The sequence below is a fragment of the Streptomyces sp. NPDC018045 genome, assembly GCF_044327445.1.
In the GTDB taxonomy this organism is placed as follows: domain Bacteria; phylum Actinomycetota; class Actinomycetes; order Streptomycetales; family Streptomycetaceae; genus Streptomyces.
Genome location: NZ_JBIRFL010000012.1, coordinates 1 through 15,818, shown reverse-complemented (window position 1 = coordinate 15,818; position 15,818 = coordinate 1). Strand labels below are relative to the sequence as shown.

Here is a 15,818-nt window from a genome sequence, read left to right as displayed (position 1 = left end):
GGCTGAAGATGGCGGCGGCCCCGCCCCCGGTGGTGGGGGCGGGGCCGCCGGTGTGGGGGCAGGGCCGCCGGTGGTGGGTCAGGTGTGCCGGGCCGGCTTGGGCAGTCGGAACATCAGAGCCCACATCACCGCGAGGGCCGCGATGACGTACCAGACGCTGCCCGCGAAGGCGCTGGTCACGGTGGTGCCGTGGCTGCCTGCGGGGGCGTGGTCGAAGAACACCACGGAGGCCAGCGCGATGCCCAAGGCGGTGCCGAGCTGCATCGCGGTGTTGAACAGTCCCGCCGCGGAACCCGCGTCCTCGTGGTCGACCTGGCTGAGGGTGAGCCCCGCCAGGCCGGCGCCGATCATGCCGAACCCGAATCCGAGCAGGACCATCGGAGCGACGGCGGCCGCGAACGGCATACCGGTTCCCTGTCCGCTCACCAGCAACTGGTAGCAGGCCAGGGTGACGGCGACCAGGAGGACACCCGCCTGGGGCACCCGCCGCATATGGCGCGCGGCCCACTTCGAAGCGAGCATGGCACCGGCCATACCGCCGACCGAGATGGCGACGGAGGCCGGGGCGAACCGGCCCGGCGACAGGCCGAGCCCGTCCTGCATGAACAGGGTCCACGTCAGCAGGAACACGCCGGAGACCAGGCCGAAGACCAACTGGGCGGCGAGCCCGCCGGTGAACGCCTTGCCCTGGAACAGGGAGAGCGCCACCAGCGCGGAGCCGCCCTTGGCGGTCCTGGCCCGCTGCTGTGCGACGAAAACGGCCAGCACGACGGCGCCCGCGACCAGCATGGCGAAGCTCCAGGCCGGCCAGTGCCGCTCGCCGCCCACGGTGAGCGGGTAGGCGATCAGCAGCACACCGGCGCTGGAGAGCACCATGCCCAGCGGGTCCAGGCGCCTGGCCTGCCGCTCACGGGACTCACCGATGAACCGGAGGCCGAGCAGCGCCGTGGCCAGGCCGATGGGCAGGTTGATCAGGAAGATCGGCCGCCAGCCCAGCCCGGCGATGTCGGCGGCGGTCAGGACGGCTCCCAGGACGGGGCCGAGTACACCGCCGAGCGACATGATCATGCCGTACAGGCCGAACGCCTTCGCGCGGGATTCCCCGTCGAAGGTGACGTGGATGGTCGCCAGCACCTGCGGCACCATGGCCGCCGCCGCGGCACCCTGGAGGGCCCGCGCGGCGATCAGTACGGCCGGGCCGGTGGCGATGCCGCACAACAGCGAGGCCAGGGTGAACACCGCGGTCCCGGCGAGGAAGATCCGCTTGCGGCCGTAGAGGTCGCCCAGGCGCCCGCCGGTGATCAGGGCCAGCGCGAAGGCGAGGGTGTAGGCGGCGGGGATCCACTGCACGGCGGCGCTGGAGGCGCCGGTGTCGGCCTGGATCGACGGGAGCGCGGTGTAGACGATCGAGCCGTCGAGCGCGTTCATCAGCTCGGCGACCAGCACCACGATCAGCGTGATCATGGCAGTACGGCCCGGCCCGGCGCCAGGGCGCGGCCGGACGGGGGTGGAGGTGTCGGTGGACACGGAAACGAAGATTCCTGTTCGTGTTGAAGGTGGGACACGGGCAGGCCTGGGCATGCCCGTGTCGCCTGCAAGCGCGACAGGTGCGGAAAAGGGCATGACGAAACCCAGGCCATCGGGTACACCGCCGTGGAGGCGTCGCCGGGCCGGCCGCCAACGGCGGACATCCGGCAACAGCGCCTCACAGCGAGCGGTTACATGGCCTGGGAGATACGTCATCACCTCGAAACGCGGAACAGATGAAGCGCGAGCGCGCTTCGCCATCCCTTCCAGAGTAGGGGACGCCTCATCCTGGGCAAACCCATTTTTTGTGACCATTCCGTCCCGGCTTTTCACTGCCCGGCGCTCTGTCGACGCGATCATGGAAGTGCCGTTACCGCCCGCTTACGCAGTGCGCAAGGGAAGGCAGGGCGCCGGATCGCATCAGCCCTGACCTGGCGGCCGCAAACGACTGAGCAGTCGTTTACTGTGCCGCCCATAGTCCGGGTCATTGAGAGCCGCGGTAACGAAATCCGTAGGCCGCAGCCGGCGATCGAGGCGCACTTCGAGGCAGCCGACGCAAAGGACGCTTTCCTCGTCGGCGCCGGCGCGCTCCCATACGCTGTCGAGCACGGTGTACCACTCGTCCGGCCCGTCCAGGGGCGCGGTCAGCAGCCCGCAATCATGACAGGGAAACTCATCCCGTTCGAGGCGCCGACGCCACATGCCGGCAACGGCGTCAAGAAGGCGAATCCTGTCCTTGCGGTGGTCGATGTGACGGCCCGAAAGGCTTACGCCGAGACCCGGCGCTCCACCTTGCCCTTTTTGATGCACGACGTGCACACCTTCATACGTACGGGCGTGCCGCCCTTGACCGCCCTGACCGGTTGGATGTTCGGGTTGAAGCGGCGGCTCGTCCGCCCCTTGACGTGGCGGACTTGGGCGCGGAGCCCCGCACGCGCGACGCGCTTCCCGAAGCTGGGCTGCTTGCCGCACACATCACATCGACTGGACATCGTGTCTCCCGGTCTGCGACGGATACCGTCGCCCTTTGCTCCCTTGACTGACCACGCGCTTCGGAACCGGCCTGACGGTCGCTCATCAAAGCATTGCCGGCCGCAGAGTCAAGGGCTGGCCTTCCTGGCATTCCAGCACTGACCAAGAGAAGGTCATGCTGGGGCGCCGGGCCGTCCAGCGGCCCGTGCCTAGTTCACATTCTTCCAGAGCCATCCGGAACGAGTTCCGCGGATTCGCGTTCCGTTTTTGCGGCCAGGAGCGCGCTGACCTGCGACTATGAGGACATGGGGCGTATCGAGAGCATCACTTAGGGCCCTAAGGAAAGGCAAAGTGCACTGTTCTTCGTGCAGATTGCACGCCTCGGTCGCGTGGCATTCCGTCCGGCCGCCGGAGCCCTCCGTCAGATCCAGCCATGCGCGACGGCGGTACGTATCGCCTCGATACGGTTACGCGCCCCGGTCTTGCGTTTGATGGCGGCGAGATTGTTGCGGACCGTTCCCGGTGAGAGATGCAACGTCCCGGCGATTTCCTGCGGCGTATGTCCTTGCGCGGCCAGACGGAGGATGGTGATGTCCCGTTCGCTGAGCGGATTGTCGGGGGCGCGCAGGGCGTCGGCGACGATTTGCGGGTCCAGGACCCGCTCGCCGCGGGCTGCGGTCCGAACGGTGTCGGCCAGTTCTCTGACGGACGCGCCTTTGCTCACGAACCCCTCCACCCCTGTCATGAGGGCGGTCCGCAGGACACCGGTGCGGTCAGGGGCAGTCACGATGATGACGCGGCAGGCGGGCAGAGCGGCTTTGAGCTGTGCCGCGGCCGAAATCCCGTCCAGTCCGGGCAGCTTGGCGTCCAGCAGCGCCACGTTCGGGCCGGTCCGCAGAGCGCTCGGTACGACGTCGTCGCCCCGCGCCACCTGCGCGACCACCAGCACACCGGGTTCGGACGCAAGGACGGCGGACAGCGCCTCGCGGGTCAGTCGCAGACCATCGGCGATCAGCACTCGAATCATGGGGTGTGGTTCCTCGGTAAGGACCTTGACAGCGGAAAGCGCGGTGGCCGGACCGGTCAACTCCGGGCCCTGCCCGCTGCCTTCGGCGTGGTTCCCAGGTCCGTAAGGGAGCTTGGGCGGGGTACCGGCTCATAGCGCGCTGGAGCGCGGGCGGCTCTCGCGCCGATGGCCGTGCGGCCGCGCGGCAGGTCCTGGGCCCGGACGGCCGGGCCGGGCCCAGGAGCGGATTCAGCCTGTTCGCCGGCGCCTGGGCAGCAGGAGCATGAGCGCCCACATCACCAGCAGGGCGCCGATGACGTACCAGATGGTTCCGGTGAACGCCGTGGTGACGGTGGTTCCCCGGCTGCCGGCCGGAGAGCGGGCGAAGAACACCACGGACGTCAGTGCCGTACCCAGAGCGATCCCGAGCTGAGTCGCGGTGTTGAACACCCCGGACGCGGAGCCGGCCGAGCCGTGGTCGACCTGCCCCAGTGTCATGTCGGCCAGGGCCGCCCCGATCAGGCCGAGACCGAGCCCGACCGCCGGCATCGGAGCCACGGTCAACGCCAAGGGCAGACCGGTGCTCTGGTCCGCGATCAGCCACGCGTAGCCGCCGAGCGTGGCAGCGGCCAGCAACGCCCCGGCCTGCGGAGCGCGCCGTCCCTGACGGGCGGCGAGGCTCATCGCCAGCCAGGCACCGGCCATTTCCCCCAGGGAGGCCAGCACGAAGCCCAGCGCCGCCTGACCGGGAGACTGGGCGAGGCCGTCCTGCAGGAACAAGGTCCACCCCAGGAAGAACACCCCCGACAGCAATCCGAAGACGAGCTGTGCGGCCAGACCACCGCAGAAGGCCCTGACCCTGAACAGGGCCGGCACGACCAGCGGGGCGGCGCCCCGCGCGCTCCTGGACCTCTGCTGGAGCACGAAGACGGCCAGGACCACCAGGCCCGCTGCCGGCATGAACAGGCTCCAGGCGGGCCAGTGGTGTTCCGCGCCGACCGTCAGCGGATAGGCGATCAGCAGCAGGCCCAGGCTGGACAGGGCCATGCCCAGGGGGTCGAGGCGCCGGGCGTCGCGCTCCCGGGACTCGGGGATGCAACGCAGGCCGAGGAGCACGGCCGCCAGGCCGATGGGCAGGTTGATCAGAAAGATCGGACGCCAGCCGAGGCCGAAGAGATCGGCGCCGGTGATGACGCCTCCCAGGACCGGCCCGAGGACGCTGCCGAGCGACATGACCGTGCCGTACAGGCCGAAAGCCCTGGCCCTGGAGCCTTCGTCGAAGGTGACGTGCAAGGTCGCCAGGACCTGCGGAACCATCGCCGCCGCGGCGCCACCCTGGACGATGCGGGCCGCGATCAGCAGGGCCGGGCTGCCGGCGAGGCCGCAGACCACAGAGGCCGCGGTGAAGGCGCCGGTGCCCAGCAGGAAGAGCCGCTTGCGGCCGTAGAGGTCGCCCAGGCGCCCGCCGGTGATCAGTCCGAGGGCGAAGGTCAGCGCGTAGGCGGCGTGGATCCACTGGACCGCGGCGCTGGAGGCGCCGGTGTCGGCCTGGATCGACGGGAGCGCGGTGTAGACGATCGAGCCGTCGAGCGCGTTCATCAGCTCGGCGGCCAGCACCACGGCCAAGGTGAGGGTGCGGGCCCGGCCGGGCCCGGCGGCGGGGCGTGGCCGGACGGAGGGAGAAGTGTCGGTAGACACGGGAACGAAGAGTCCTGTCCGCGTAGAGGAGGGAAAAGGGCAGGCCTGGGCATGCCCGTGCGCCTACTGCGCGACAGGAGCGAAAAGTGACGAAACACCCAGGCCATCGGGTACACCGCCGCCGAGGCATACGTCAGCAGCCCGCCACGGCGGACCACCGGAAAAGCCTCAGAACGAGCGGCTACAGGGCCTGGGAGATATGCCATCACCTCACAACACGTCGTCGGCCCCCAACGGGCACGACAGAGTTGCAACAGGTTAGGAAAGCCCGGGGCAGCTCGGCAACCGAATATTCTCGGCAACCGAATATCCAGGTCAGAATGGATGTTCCCGCTCGGCGGCCGCCCACCATCTTTTCGTGGAGCAGTTCACCCACCTCGTCCTCGGTGGGTTCCTTTTTCCGCTGCTCCCCTACTGCTTCTGGTCCTCGGGCAGTTCCAGGCCGGCCAGGACATCGTCGAAGACCTGCTTGTAGCGGTCCCACTCGGCGGACGGCGCGGAGAGGTACACGGCGTACTCCTTCTCGCCGGGGCGGCCGAAGCCCAGGTCGATGGCGTGGAAGTCCCGTCTGCTCCCCGACCACTTCCACTCCCACAGCGCGGCCGGCCGGTCGCGGAAGACCGTGCCCTGCATCCGCAGTTGCTGGTAGCCGGGGAACTTGCCCTCGTTGATGGCGTTGCGCTCGTTGTCCTTCCAGTGCCGGAGCGGGTCCACGCTCGCGAAGTCGAGGACCTCGATGCGCAGGCCGACCAACTGGTTCGGGTTGAGGTAGGTGGAGCCGTTGCCGTTCGCCTGCTTCTGGCGGGTCCAGCCGTCCGGCAGCGGGAAGGTGACCTCGGCCGCCGGGTCCTTGACCCGGCGGTACCCGTCGGGGACCGGCCGCGGGGTGGGCTTCGCGCTGGGCTTCGAGGCGGAGGGCGACGGCGCCTCGATCTGCGGTGTGCCGCCGTCGGACGCCTGCGCGTCCCCGTTCTGCCCGAAGCCGAGGGCGTACAGGGTGCCGCCCGCCAGGGCCAGTACGGCGACCACGGCGACGGCGCTCAGCACGAGCGTGCGGCCGCGCTTCTTGCCGGAGGCGGCGGCCGGGTCGGCCGTCGTGCGGTGGACCGGGGAGGTGGGGCCGTCGTCGGGAACCGCGGCGGCGGCGCCACCGGTGGTGGACATGCTGCCGGTGGTGGCCGTGCTGTTGGCAGTGGGCAGGTTGCCGGAGGCGGGTCTGCTGCCGGGGGTGGCTGCGCTGTCGGTGGCCGGTGGGGCCAGGTGGTACGCGCCGGAGGGTGAGGCCGGGGCCGGGAATTGGGGCGGGGGTGCGGTCGGGTGCGGGGTCGCGGCCGAGGGGCCCGTAACCGTACGGGGCTCGTGGGCCGGTGCGGTCATGCCGCCCGTGGGCGCGGCACTGCCGTCTCCGGCGGTCCCCCGCTCGACCGGGGTGCTCGGTGCGCCCGGTGCGCCTGGGTAGCTCGGGGTATCAGGGGCGCCAGGGGTACCAGGGGCACCCGGGTGGCCTGATGCGCCCAGCCATGCGGTGTCCGTGTACGCGGCCGGTGTGCGCAGGGCCTGTTCCACGGCCTCGGCCGAGGGGCGGTCCGCGGGCTCCTTCGCCAGCAGGGCCTCGATCAGCGCGGTCAGCGGACCGGCGTTGCGCGGCGGGTCCAGCGGGTCCACGGCGATCGAGTACGCCGTCTCGACCGCCGTCAGCTTGCGGAACGGAGGACGGCCCTCCATCGCCTGGTAGAGCGTGGCGCCCAGCGCCCACAGGTCGGCGGCCGGGCCGGGCTTGCCGCCGCGGACCCGTTCGGGGGCGAGGTAGTCGATGGAGCCGACCAGCTCGCCGGTCTTGGTGAGGGTGGACGTCCCGGTGGCGACCGCGATGCCGAAGTCCGTGAGGACGATCCGGCCGTCCTCGCCGAGGAGTACGTTGCCGGGCTTCACGTCACGGTGCAGGACACCGGCGGAGTGCGCTGCCCGCAGCGCGCTGATCATGCCGCGGCCGATCCGGGCCGCCTCGCCCGGCGGCACCGAGCTGTTCGAAAGCGTGGCTTCCTTGATGACGTCGCCGAGCGTCACCGACGGCACGTACTCCATGACGATGCAGGGCAGGCCGTCGTCCTCGACAACATCGTGGACGCTGACCACGTTGGGGTGGTTGATACGGGCGGCGGCCTGGGCCTCGCGGCGGGTCCGCTCGTTGCGGCGGGCCAGCTCGTCGGCGTCCAGTTCCGGGGAGACGTGCAGCCGCTTGACCGCGACCTGTCGGCCGAGCAGTTCGTCGTGGGCCCGCCAGACGGTTCCCATACCGCCCCGGCCTATCTCCTCCACCAGGCGGTACCGCCCGGCGACCAGCCGCCCGTCGTCCACCGCCGCCTCCGTCACCGCGCCGCGCCCCTTCGGTTCCCCCCGTACACGTGTCCGACGCAACGATAGTCGTCCGCCGGCCGCCGGCAGAGGGGCGGGGCGCGATGATCGGGCACCCATCAGGGCAACCTTCGTGCTCAGACGGACGACCGTATGCAGACGGCGACGGTGCTCACACAGATGACGCGTCGATCACCGCGCGACGGGTTCCGCCGTCGGAGAGGAACGCGGCGAGGTCCTCCCCTTCCGCGGTCACGGCGGTGCGCTCGGCCCGGGAGAAGCGGCGCAGCGGGGTGACCCGCACGGTGCCGTCCTCGCTGGTCCAGGTCGCGGCGACCCGGCCGTCCACCAGGACGGCGCGCTCACCGGCGACGGACAGGCCACGGTGGGCGTCGTCGATGACCCGGCCGCGATCGTGGTAGCCGAGGATCGCGTTGTCGAACGCGGACAGGAACCGCACCGGGGCGGGCGTGCCGGGGTCGGGGCGCGGCGCGCCGGGGAGGTCCAGGAGTTCCCGGCCGCGCTCGTCGCGGAAGGTGACCAGTTCCTCGCGTACGGCGGCGACCGCGCGCGGCAGCCCGGCGAGGCCGCACCAGGCGCGCAGGTCCGCGGAGGCGGCGGGGCCGAAGGCGGCCAGGTAGCGGCGTACGAGGGTTTCGCCCACGGGGTCTGGGGCGGTGGGGTTACCAGAGGGGCCGGCGGTATCGGGGGTGTCGGGGGTGGGGCCGTTCGGCTCCGTCGGGGCGATGTCGCGGCCCAGCCAGGAGGCGAGCGGTACGTTCCGTACGCCTGCCTTCGTACGCCACAGCCCGCGCGGGGGAAGCTGCACCATCGGGATGAGCGCGGCGACCAGCATCTCCCCCAGCGGCCGCGGCCCCGCGTCGGGCCAGCGGCCGGCGACCGCCCGGGCGAGTTCGGACATCGAGCGGGGCGCGCCGTCGGCCAGCACCGCGCGGCCCGCCGCCGCGAGTTCACCGAGATCCACCCCTTCGAGTTCGCGGCGGTAGGTCCCGAGGACCCGCTGCCGCAGCATCGCGTCATGGCGGCCGCGCCAGGCCAGGGCGTCGTCGGCGGTGACGAGGTGAACGGTGCGGCGCATGAGGTGGGTGCGTACGACGTGCCGCCCGGTCAACAGGTCCGACAGCTCCGCCGGGGCGAACGCGCGCAGCCGGGACCAGAGTCCGACGAACGGTTCCTGCGGCTCCTGCGCCTGGAGGCCGCACAGGTGCGCCACCGCGTCGAGGGCCGGCATGTCCGCACGTTCGAGGAGCAACTGCCGGGCGAGAGTGGCCCGGTTGAGCGTCCGGCGGTCGAGAACGGTCATCTGCGTCTGCGTCCTTGCCTTCATGGATCTCGCGGCTTCGAGGGGTCGGGGGTTCGGCCGGGGGGTCGCGGCTCCGGGAGTCCGCGGCTTCGCGACGTCGCGCCTTCGCCTCGCGTCAGCGCGATGTCGCGCCCCTGGGGACCACGGTGGCGGACGTGGAGGACAGGTTGTGTCCTCCACCCGAGGCAGGATGGGAGCCACGCAGGAGACATCGGCGCGACTGCTGTCCTTGCTCTCGCTGCTCCAGGCGCGCCGGGACTGGCCGGGGGCGCTGCTCGCCGAACGGCTGGAGGTCAGCCCGCGCACCGTACGCCGTGATGTCGACCGCCTGCGCGAACTCGGCTACCCGATCGCGTCGACCAAGGGACCCGACGGCGGGTACCGGCTCGACGCCGGGTCGGAACTGCCCCCGCTGCTGTTCGACGACGAACAGGCCGTCGCCCTCGCGGTCGCACTCCGGATCGCCACCGCCACCGGCGCGGGCGTCGAGGAAGCCGCCGCGCGCGCCCTGCACACCGTCCGGCAGGTCACGCCCGCACGGTTGCGCCGCCGGATCGACACCTTCCAGGTCACCGCCGTCGAACGGCCGGGCCCCCGCTTCACCCCGCGCGACGTACCCGGAGGGGACGTCGCCGGCTTCGTCGCCGACAGATTCCAGGGTTCCGACGGCTCGGGCGGCCGGCCCTGCCGGGGCGAGGCGATCCTCGCCCTGCCCGCTGCCGCCGTGGCCCGGTACACCCGTGACGGCATCGTCGAGGAGCTGGGCCCCGACCGCTGCCGGCTCGTCCTGGGGTCCTGGTCATGGCCTGCCCCGGCCGCCGCCCTCGGCAGATTCGACGCCGACATGGAGATCGTCGGGCCGGACCGGCTGAAGGAGGCCTGTGGACGGCCGGCCCGCCGTTACGCCGAGGCCGCGACCGGCACGACCGACGCGCACGATACGCCCGGTGCGGGCGACACATCCAATACGTCCGTTACATCCGATACCGCCAGTACGGTCGGCACGACCGGCGCGACGACCCCTCCGCCCGAACCGGCCTGAACCACCCCTTCAGCCCGTACCGCCTGATCCCCCCGCCCCGCCCCGTTCCACCCCGCCCGAGGCCAGGACCGGCCTCGGCTGCCGCCGGGCCCCGACGATCTCAGGGACCAACCAGGGTTCCCACGGATGCCACCCGCCCGCCGCGCTTGCCACCATGGGCGCATGAACGATGCCGCGCCCGCCGAGGAGACGACGGGCCCCACCGGAGCCGGGCGGCCCGGCACCCCGCCGCCCGCCGACGCGCCGGGCCGCCCGGCGCCGCAGGCCGCCCTGCGCCGCAGCCGGCGGCACAAGGTGATCGCCGGTGTGTGCGGGGGCCTGGGCCGGCACTGGGGCCTGGACCCGGTGATCTTCCGGGTCGTGCTGGCCGTGCTGGCGGTCTCCGGCGGCATCGGCCTCATCGCGTACGGCTTCGCCTGGCTGCTGATCCCGCAGGACGGCGACGACGAGAACGAGGGGCGCAAGCTGCTCTCCGGCCGGGTCGAGGGCACGGCCCTGACCGCGCTGCTGTTCGCACTGGTCGGCTGCGGCTACTTCCTGACCTCCCTCGCCAACCGCGGCGTGCTGACCTTCACCGTCATGCTCGCGCTGGCGGTGGGCGGTTCGGCGTACTGGTCGCGGCAGCGCCGCGCGGAGGGGGCGGACGGCGCGGGGGCCACCGGCCCGGCGACCGCGCAGGCCGCCGTGGACGCGCCGCCCGAGACGACGGCGCCGCCCACACGGAACACCCCGTCCTGGTGGCGGGACCCGCTCTCCAAGGAAGGGACGGCCGGCGTGGGCTATCTCTGGGGACCGAGCGACACTCCGTACGGGCACGGGCAGACGTACGCCGCTCCCGGGACGGCCGGGGCGGCGGGCCGGCCCTCCGGCGCGACCGCGTGGGCCGGGCCCGGGGCGCCACGGACCGCCGCACCGGCCCGGCGCCGCCGGACGGGGCGCCCGATCGGCGGCTGGACGTTCCTGCTGGCGCTCCTCGCGGCCCTGGGGGCGGGGGCCGCCACCGCGCCCGCGCACCCGCTGAACACCGTCCTCGTCGCCGGGCTGTCCACCGCGCTCGTCGTCCTCGGCCTCGGACTCGTCATCAGCGCGTGGTTCGGGCGGACCGGCGGCGGCACGGTCTTCATGGTGATCCTGACATCCCTGCTGCTCGCGGGCGCCGCGGTGCTGCCGGACGACATCACCGCCGACTGGCGCGACCGCGTCTGGCTCCCGATGGACGCCGCCTCCGTACAGCCGAGTTACGAACTCGGGGCGGGGCGCGGGGAGCTGGACCTGAGCCACGTACCGTTCAAGAACGGGCAGACCGTACGGACCCGGGCCACGGTCGGCGCCGGACAGCTCAGCGTGACCGTGCCCGACGGCGTCACCGCGCGACTGCGCATCGACGTCGGCCTCGGCGATGTCCGGCTGCCGGGCGAGACGCCGGAGGACTTCCGCCTCGCGGCCGACCAGGACCAGACCGTCACCCTGCCCGCCAGGGGCCTGAAGAAGGGCGAGAAGCCGCACGGGACGCTGGATCTCGACCTGAAGGTGGGCGCGGGGCAGGTGGCGGTGGAGCGTGCGGCGCCGCGGACGGGAGCGAGCCCGGCCCCGCCCGGCGCCGAGCCGCCCCCGGCGGCCGCTGAAGCGCCCCCGGCCGGCTCCGACGCGCCCCCGGCCATCGCCCCGTCCCGAGGAGTGCAGCAATGAAGCGCCACACCTTCGAGCCCGCCCGGCTCCTCACCGGCCTGACCGCGCTGGGCGTGGGCGGCGCCTACGCGGGCGAGGCGGCCGGGGCCTGGGACCTGCCGGGCGCGCTGCCGATGCTGGCCGTACCGGCGGGCCTGTGCCTGTCCGGCATCACGGCGGCCATCTGGAGCGCGGCACGACGCCATCGGTCGGCAGCGGCATCGACCCAGGACTAGGGGCTGGGCCTGAACCTGGGCCCGGGCCTGAACTGGGCCTGGGCCTGGCAGGGCCTGGCAGGGCCTGCATCTGCAAGGCAGCCGGGGCCCCAACACCTGCGGGCGCGGGCCACCGAAGAGGCGCTGCCTCGCCGGGGGCCAGCCGAAAAGCGCTGCCTCGCCGGGGACGCACCACCGCTACCCGAACAACTGCCGCCCCTGCCTGCTGCGCCGCGCCGCCAAGGCCGCGTCCAGGGACAGCGTCGGCGCGCCCGCCAGCACCAACGGCAGCCACGCCATGAGGTACGCCAGGTCGTTGCCGTAGTAGTACGGCTCGGCCGACCAGCTCACGGTGAGCCACAGGCTCAGCGAGATCAGCGCGCCGCCGAGCGCCGCGACCCGCGTGAACAGGCCGGCGAGTGTGCCGATGCCGACGGCCAGCTCCCCCGCGGCGAGGGCGTAACCGAAGCCCGCCGGGTTCTTGAGAGCCAGGTCCACGAGTGCGGGCACGGCCGAGGTGTCCCGTACCTGCCGCATCAGTTCGCCGACCGAACCCGAGCCGCCGGAGGCGAAGAAGGCCGGGTCGGTCAGCTTGTCCAGGCCCGCGTACACGAAGGTCACGCCGAGGAAGATCCGCAGCGGCAGCAGCGCGTACCGCGCCATCGTCCGGCGCGGCCCGCCTCCCCCGCCCGCTCCGGCCCCGCCCAGCCCGCTGCCGACCGCACGATCCGCGTGAGACATGGCGTCCCGCCTCTCCGTCGCCGCCGGACGCGGACGATGGTGTGCCCGCGGCCTGGTGTTCCACAAGGGGTACGGCCGCCTGTGCACCCGGCGTTCAGCCCGGCGCCACCGGGTCACCGCCGGCCGCGCGGCCCGGTCCCCGCGCGCCCCGGCCCGGCCCGTGAAACCCGTACGTCGAGCCCGTACGCCGAGCCCGTACATCGAGCCCGCACGCCAGGACCGTACGTCAGTCCTGGACGTCGATCGTGTAGGCGTTCGTCTCCGCGCCCGCCGCCGTGACGACCCTGACCTCCACCCGGCCCGGCTCGACGTCCGCCGGGACGGGGACGGTCAGCACGCCGTCCGACGGGTTGCCGAAGCCGCCGGCGACCGGCACCAGTGGTACATGGACGTGCACCGTTCCGATCCGTACGACGGTACGCGCCAGGAGGTCCGCGCCCTGGGCGCCGGGCGGCACGAAGCCGGTGCCGCGGATCTCGATGTCGTCGCCGGTACGGATGGGCGCGGCCAGGTCGCCCGGCTCCCGGGCCCGGACGACCGACAGGACGACCGGACGGCCGCCTTCCGCGTACTTGCCCGCCAGGTACATGACCGTGCCGACGACCACGATGACCGTGAACGCCCATGGGATGTCCGGAAGTCGGGACGGGTCGCGGGCCAGCCGGACCACGGCGAAGGACACGGCGGCCACATTCAGCAGCAGGAACTGGGTGTCGGTGAGACTGCCGCGCCCGGCGTCGTCCGTGAGCAGGTCGGCGGCGCGCGGCCGTTCCGCGCGCACCTTCTGGAGGCGCCGCCCCTGGATGCGTACGGCGACGATCCGGCGGACCAGCACCGCCACCGCGCAGGTCACCGCCAGGACGGTCAGCAGCCCGGCACCGCGCGGGAGTTCGAGGCCGTCCACCAGCACCCGGCGGGCGTCCGCGTCCGTCACCACGGCCAGATGAACGGCCTGTACGAGGACGGCGTACGCCACCAGCAGCAGCCAGCCCGCCGCCACCGCGCGCGAGGTCGAGAGCCGGTTGTCCTCGCCGATCAGCGGCGCCAGCAGGCCGCCGCGCGCCCGGTGCCGCCACCCCGCACCCGTCAGGGCGAGCGCCAGGACCACCGCCGCGACCAGCCCCGCCGTCCGCGGGGCCGTCCAGCCCGTACCGATCGCGGTGAGGGCCTGTACGAGCACCAGCACGGTGATCCCGGACCACAGCACCAGCAGCGTGCGCCGCCACACCGCGTCCAGCCAGGCCGTGCCCTCGGCGGCGGCGCGCTCGGCGACCGCTCGGGCCGACAGCGCCAGCTCGTCCGAAACCCACTGCCGCGCCGCACCCGCCGAGTGCGCGAGCGCGGCCGGCACACCGCGGCCGGCGGCGTACTCCTCGCGCAGGGCCACGAACGCGGCGACCGCTCTGCGGTGCCCCTCGCGCGCCCCGCGCGGGCACTTCCCGCAGGTGCAGTCACCGCCGTAAGCACCCGCTCCGGCCCCGGACGCCCCGGTCGCCGCGGGCGCCGGGAACCCCTCGTACCCCTCAGCCCCTCCGGGCGTTCCGGACGCCCCCGTCGTCCCGCCCGCCGTCTCCACCGACACGTCCGCTCCGCCCCAGCCACCAGTCGTCGCCAACTTCACCGTACTGAGAGGGAATTGTGCCGTACGTGGGGAGGCCGAAAAGCCGGGCGGCCAGGTTTACGGGCGGTGACGGGGAGACCGGCGTGTTGACGCCGGGCCCCGGCGGCCGCTCCTCGGCCGGTGCGGGTTCAGTCGAGCAGGTCCGGCTCACTGCGGGTGATCTGCTGGTACAGCGGCTGGTAGTTGATCCACGCCACCAGGTCGTTGCCCAGTTGCTCCCGTGTGTGCACGGCGCTCTCATGGTCGATCGGTACGGGCTTGCCGGCTGCCCGCGCGGTGAGCTGCACCTGGCAGGAACGTTCCATCGTGATGAACCACCAGGCCGCCGCGTCCACCGAGTCACCCACCGTCAACAGGCCGTGGTTGCGCAGGATCACGGCCTTGTGCGGCCCGAGCGCGACCGCGATCCGCCGTCCCTCCTCCTCGTCCACCACGACACCCGTGTAGTCGTCGAACAAGGCGTGGTCCTCGTAGAAGGCACACACGTCCTGGGTGATCGGGTCCAGCAGCTCACCGAGGGTGGAGAGGGCGCGGCCGTACACCGAGTGGCTGTGCGCGGCGGCGACGACGTCCGGGCGGGCCCGGTGGATCTGCGCGTGGATCGCGAACGCCGCCTGGTTGACGTGGTGGCGCCCCTGGACGACCTTCCCCTCGTGGTTGACCAGGATCAGGTCGCCGACCGTGATGTGCTTGAACGACATACCGAACGGATTCACCCAGAAGTGGTCGGTGAACTCCGGGTCGCGGGCGGTGATGTGGCCCGCCACCCCCTCCTCGAACCCGAACCGCCCGAAGAGCCGGAGCGCCGCCGCGAGGCGTTCCTTGCGGTGGCGGCGCTCCTCCTCGACGGTCGCGTGCCGCGGCGGCATGGCGAAGTGGAGCTGGTCGGCGGGCACCGGTGCGGGCGGCGTGGACTCGGGCATGACGGCTTCCTCCTTGCGCGCGGGACACGTGGGACGCGGTACGGCTCCAAGCGGAAGCTACCTGTCGGTAGTCGAGGTGAACAGGGGGCGGCGTCTCTTCCGCCGCATCCCGGCCCGGCCGCGCGGGCGTTAGCCGGGCGTTAGCGGAGTGGCAGCCGCACGCTAAGGGCCCCGGACAGAGTGAGTGACGTACCGAGAAGACAACGACACCGGCCGCCCTGGGGGGACCCGAAATGAGCTCCAACACCACCGTCCGCACCACCCGCCGCCGCACCCTGCGCATCGCCGCCGCGGCCCTGACCGCGGCCGCCGGCCTCACCCTGACCGCCTGCTCCGGCTCGGACGCCACCGGCACCAAGGCCGCGGCCCACCTGGACACCGAGGCGGCCGCCGCGGACTCGCCCGGCGGCGCGGGCTCCGCCGCCGGCCGACAGGGCTCCGAGCCGCAGGCGGGCTCCGACGCCGAGGCCGGCACGAAGGCCGACACCAAGGCGGGGGCCGCGGGCAAGCAGTCGGGCAAGGCGCACGGCGGTGGTGGGAGCAAGGCGAACACGGGCAGCCAGCGGTGCCACACCGCCGACCTGAAGGCGGCCTTCGCGACCGGCGAGGACGCGGCCCCGGACCCGGACGCGAGCGGCGGGACGACCACCAGCATCGTGCTGACCAACAAGAGCAGCCGCACCTGCAAGATCGGCGGCTTCGCCGGTGTGGACCTCAAGCCGGACG

The 15,818-nt window shown here is 72.7% G+C and carries 14 protein-coding genes; 4 read left to right on the top strand and 10 right to left on the bottom strand.

The window, feature by feature from the left end; genetic code table 11:
- Nucleotides 1–78 precede the first annotated feature (78 nt).
- The 7 genes from ACH4EB_RS24495 to ACH4EB_RS24465 form a co-directional block, all read right to left on the bottom strand.
- Complete coding sequence (locus ACH4EB_RS24495) at nucleotides 79–1,527, bottom strand: MFS transporter (RefSeq protein ID WP_398349741.1); 1,449 nt, start codon at nucleotides 1,525–1,527, stop codon at nucleotides 79–81.
- A gap of 420 nt (nucleotides 1,528–1,947) precedes the next feature.
- The gene (locus tag ACH4EB_RS24490) at nucleotides 1,948–2,346 is read right to left on the bottom strand and encodes a hypothetical protein (protein WP_398349740.1); all 399 of its coding nucleotides are present in this window, start codon (nucleotides 2,344–2,346) and stop codon (nucleotides 1,948–1,950) included.
- Nucleotides 2,295–2,519, bottom strand: a complete 225-nt coding sequence (gene rpmB / locus ACH4EB_RS24485) for a 50S ribosomal protein L28 (protein WP_398349738.1) — start codon at nucleotides 2,517–2,519, stop codon at nucleotides 2,295–2,297. The genes ACH4EB_RS24490 and rpmB overlap by 52 nt, the downstream gene beginning before the upstream one ends.
- 401 nt (nucleotides 2,520–2,920) lie before the next feature.
- Nucleotides 2,921–3,526 (bottom strand): response regulator, encoded by a 606-nt coding sequence (locus ACH4EB_RS24480; RefSeq protein ID WP_398349736.1) that lies wholly within the window; start codon nucleotides 3,524–3,526, stop codon nucleotides 2,921–2,923.
- Nucleotides 3,527–3,754: 228 nt separating this feature from the next.
- Nucleotides 3,755–5,203 carry an MFS transporter gene (locus ACH4EB_RS24475; protein ID WP_398349734.1) on the bottom strand — a complete coding sequence of 483 codons (1,449 nt, stop codon included), beginning with the start codon at nucleotides 5,201–5,203 and terminating at the stop codon, nucleotides 3,755–3,757.
- 411 nt (nucleotides 5,204–5,614) lie between these two features.
- Nucleotides 5,615–7,576, bottom strand: a complete 1,962-nt coding sequence (locus ACH4EB_RS24470) for a protein kinase (RefSeq protein WP_398349733.1) — start codon at nucleotides 7,574–7,576, stop codon at nucleotides 5,615–5,617.
- Nucleotides 7,577–7,730: 154 nt separating this feature from the next.
- The gene (locus ACH4EB_RS24465; RefSeq protein WP_398349731.1) at nucleotides 7,731–8,882 is read right to left on the bottom strand and encodes a winged helix DNA-binding domain-containing protein; all 1,152 of its coding nucleotides are present in this window, start codon (nucleotides 8,880–8,882) and stop codon (nucleotides 7,731–7,733) included.
- Nucleotides 8,883–9,072: 190 nt separating this feature from the next.
- Between ACH4EB_RS24465 and ACH4EB_RS24460 the strand changes: the two genes are divergently transcribed.
- From ACH4EB_RS24460 to ACH4EB_RS24450, 3 genes are all read left to right on the top strand, one after another.
- Nucleotides 9,073–9,924 carry a helix-turn-helix transcriptional regulator gene (locus tag ACH4EB_RS24460; protein ID WP_398349730.1) on the top strand — a complete coding sequence of 284 codons (852 nt, stop codon included), beginning with the start codon at nucleotides 9,073–9,075 and terminating at the stop codon, nucleotides 9,922–9,924.
- 294 nt (nucleotides 9,925–10,218) lie between these two features.
- Nucleotides 10,219–11,613: a PspC domain-containing protein gene (locus ACH4EB_RS24455; RefSeq protein WP_398349938.1), complete on the top strand. Its 1,395-nt coding sequence runs from the start codon at nucleotides 10,219–10,221 to the stop codon at nucleotides 11,611–11,613.
- Nucleotides 11,610–11,828 (top strand): hypothetical protein, encoded by a 219-nt coding sequence (locus ACH4EB_RS24450; protein WP_398349729.1) that lies wholly within the window; start codon nucleotides 11,610–11,612, stop codon nucleotides 11,826–11,828. Before ACH4EB_RS24455 ends, ACH4EB_RS24450 begins: the two co-directional genes overlap by 4 nt.
- A gap of 177 nt (nucleotides 11,829–12,005) precedes the next feature.
- On the opposite strand, the gene ACH4EB_RS24445 is transcribed toward ACH4EB_RS24450, so the two are convergent.
- From ACH4EB_RS24445 to ACH4EB_RS24435, 3 genes are all read right to left on the bottom strand, one after another.
- Entirely contained in the window at nucleotides 12,006–12,548 is a 543-nt protein-coding gene (locus tag ACH4EB_RS24445) for a DoxX family protein (protein ID WP_398349728.1), read from the bottom strand.
- A 226-nt stretch (nucleotides 12,549–12,774) separates the two neighbouring features.
- Entirely contained in the window at nucleotides 12,775–14,130 is a 1,356-nt protein-coding gene (locus ACH4EB_RS24440; RefSeq protein ID WP_398349727.1) for a hypothetical protein, read from the bottom strand.
- Between the two features lie 167 nt (nucleotides 14,131–14,297).
- A complete protein-coding gene (locus ACH4EB_RS24435) occupies nucleotides 14,298–15,092 on the bottom strand; it encodes a class II aldolase/adducin family protein (protein ID WP_398349726.1) in 795 nt (264 codons plus the stop codon).
- Between the two features lie 233 nt (nucleotides 15,093–15,325).
- On the opposite strand from ACH4EB_RS24435, the gene ACH4EB_RS24430 reads away from it, so the two are divergent.
- Nucleotides 15,326–15,818, top strand: a 493-nt coding sequence (locus ACH4EB_RS24430) for a DUF4232 domain-containing protein (RefSeq protein ID WP_398349725.1), incomplete at its 3' end; no start/stop codon positions are given.

Excerpts from the sequence above, each read along its gene's own strand:
- rpmB (WP_398349738.1), bottom strand. The coding sequence starts at position 2,519 with ATGTCCAGTCGATGTGATGTGTGCGGCAAGCAGCCCAGCTTCGGGAAG.
- ACH4EB_RS24480 (WP_398349736.1), bottom strand. The coding sequence starts at position 3,526 with ATGATTCGAGTGCTGATCGCCGATGGTCTGCGACTGACCCGCGAGGCG.
- ACH4EB_RS24465 (WP_398349731.1), bottom strand. The coding sequence starts at position 8,882 with ATGACCGTTCTCGACCGCCGGACGCTCAACCGGGCCACTCTCGCCCGG.
- ACH4EB_RS24460 (WP_398349730.1), top strand. The coding sequence starts at position 9,073 with ATGGGAGCCACGCAGGAGACATCGGCGCGACTGCTGTCCTTGCTCTCG.
- ACH4EB_RS24450 (WP_398349729.1), top strand. The coding sequence starts at position 11,610 with ATGAAGCGCCACACCTTCGAGCCCGCCCGGCTCCTCACCGGCCTGACC.
- ACH4EB_RS24445 (WP_398349728.1), bottom strand. The coding sequence starts at position 12,548 with ATGTCTCACGCGGATCGTGCGGTCGGCAGCGGGCTGGGCGGGGCCGGA.
- ACH4EB_RS24435 (WP_398349726.1), bottom strand. The coding sequence starts at position 15,092 with ATGCCCGAGTCCACGCCGCCCGCACCGGTGCCCGCCGACCAGCTCCAC.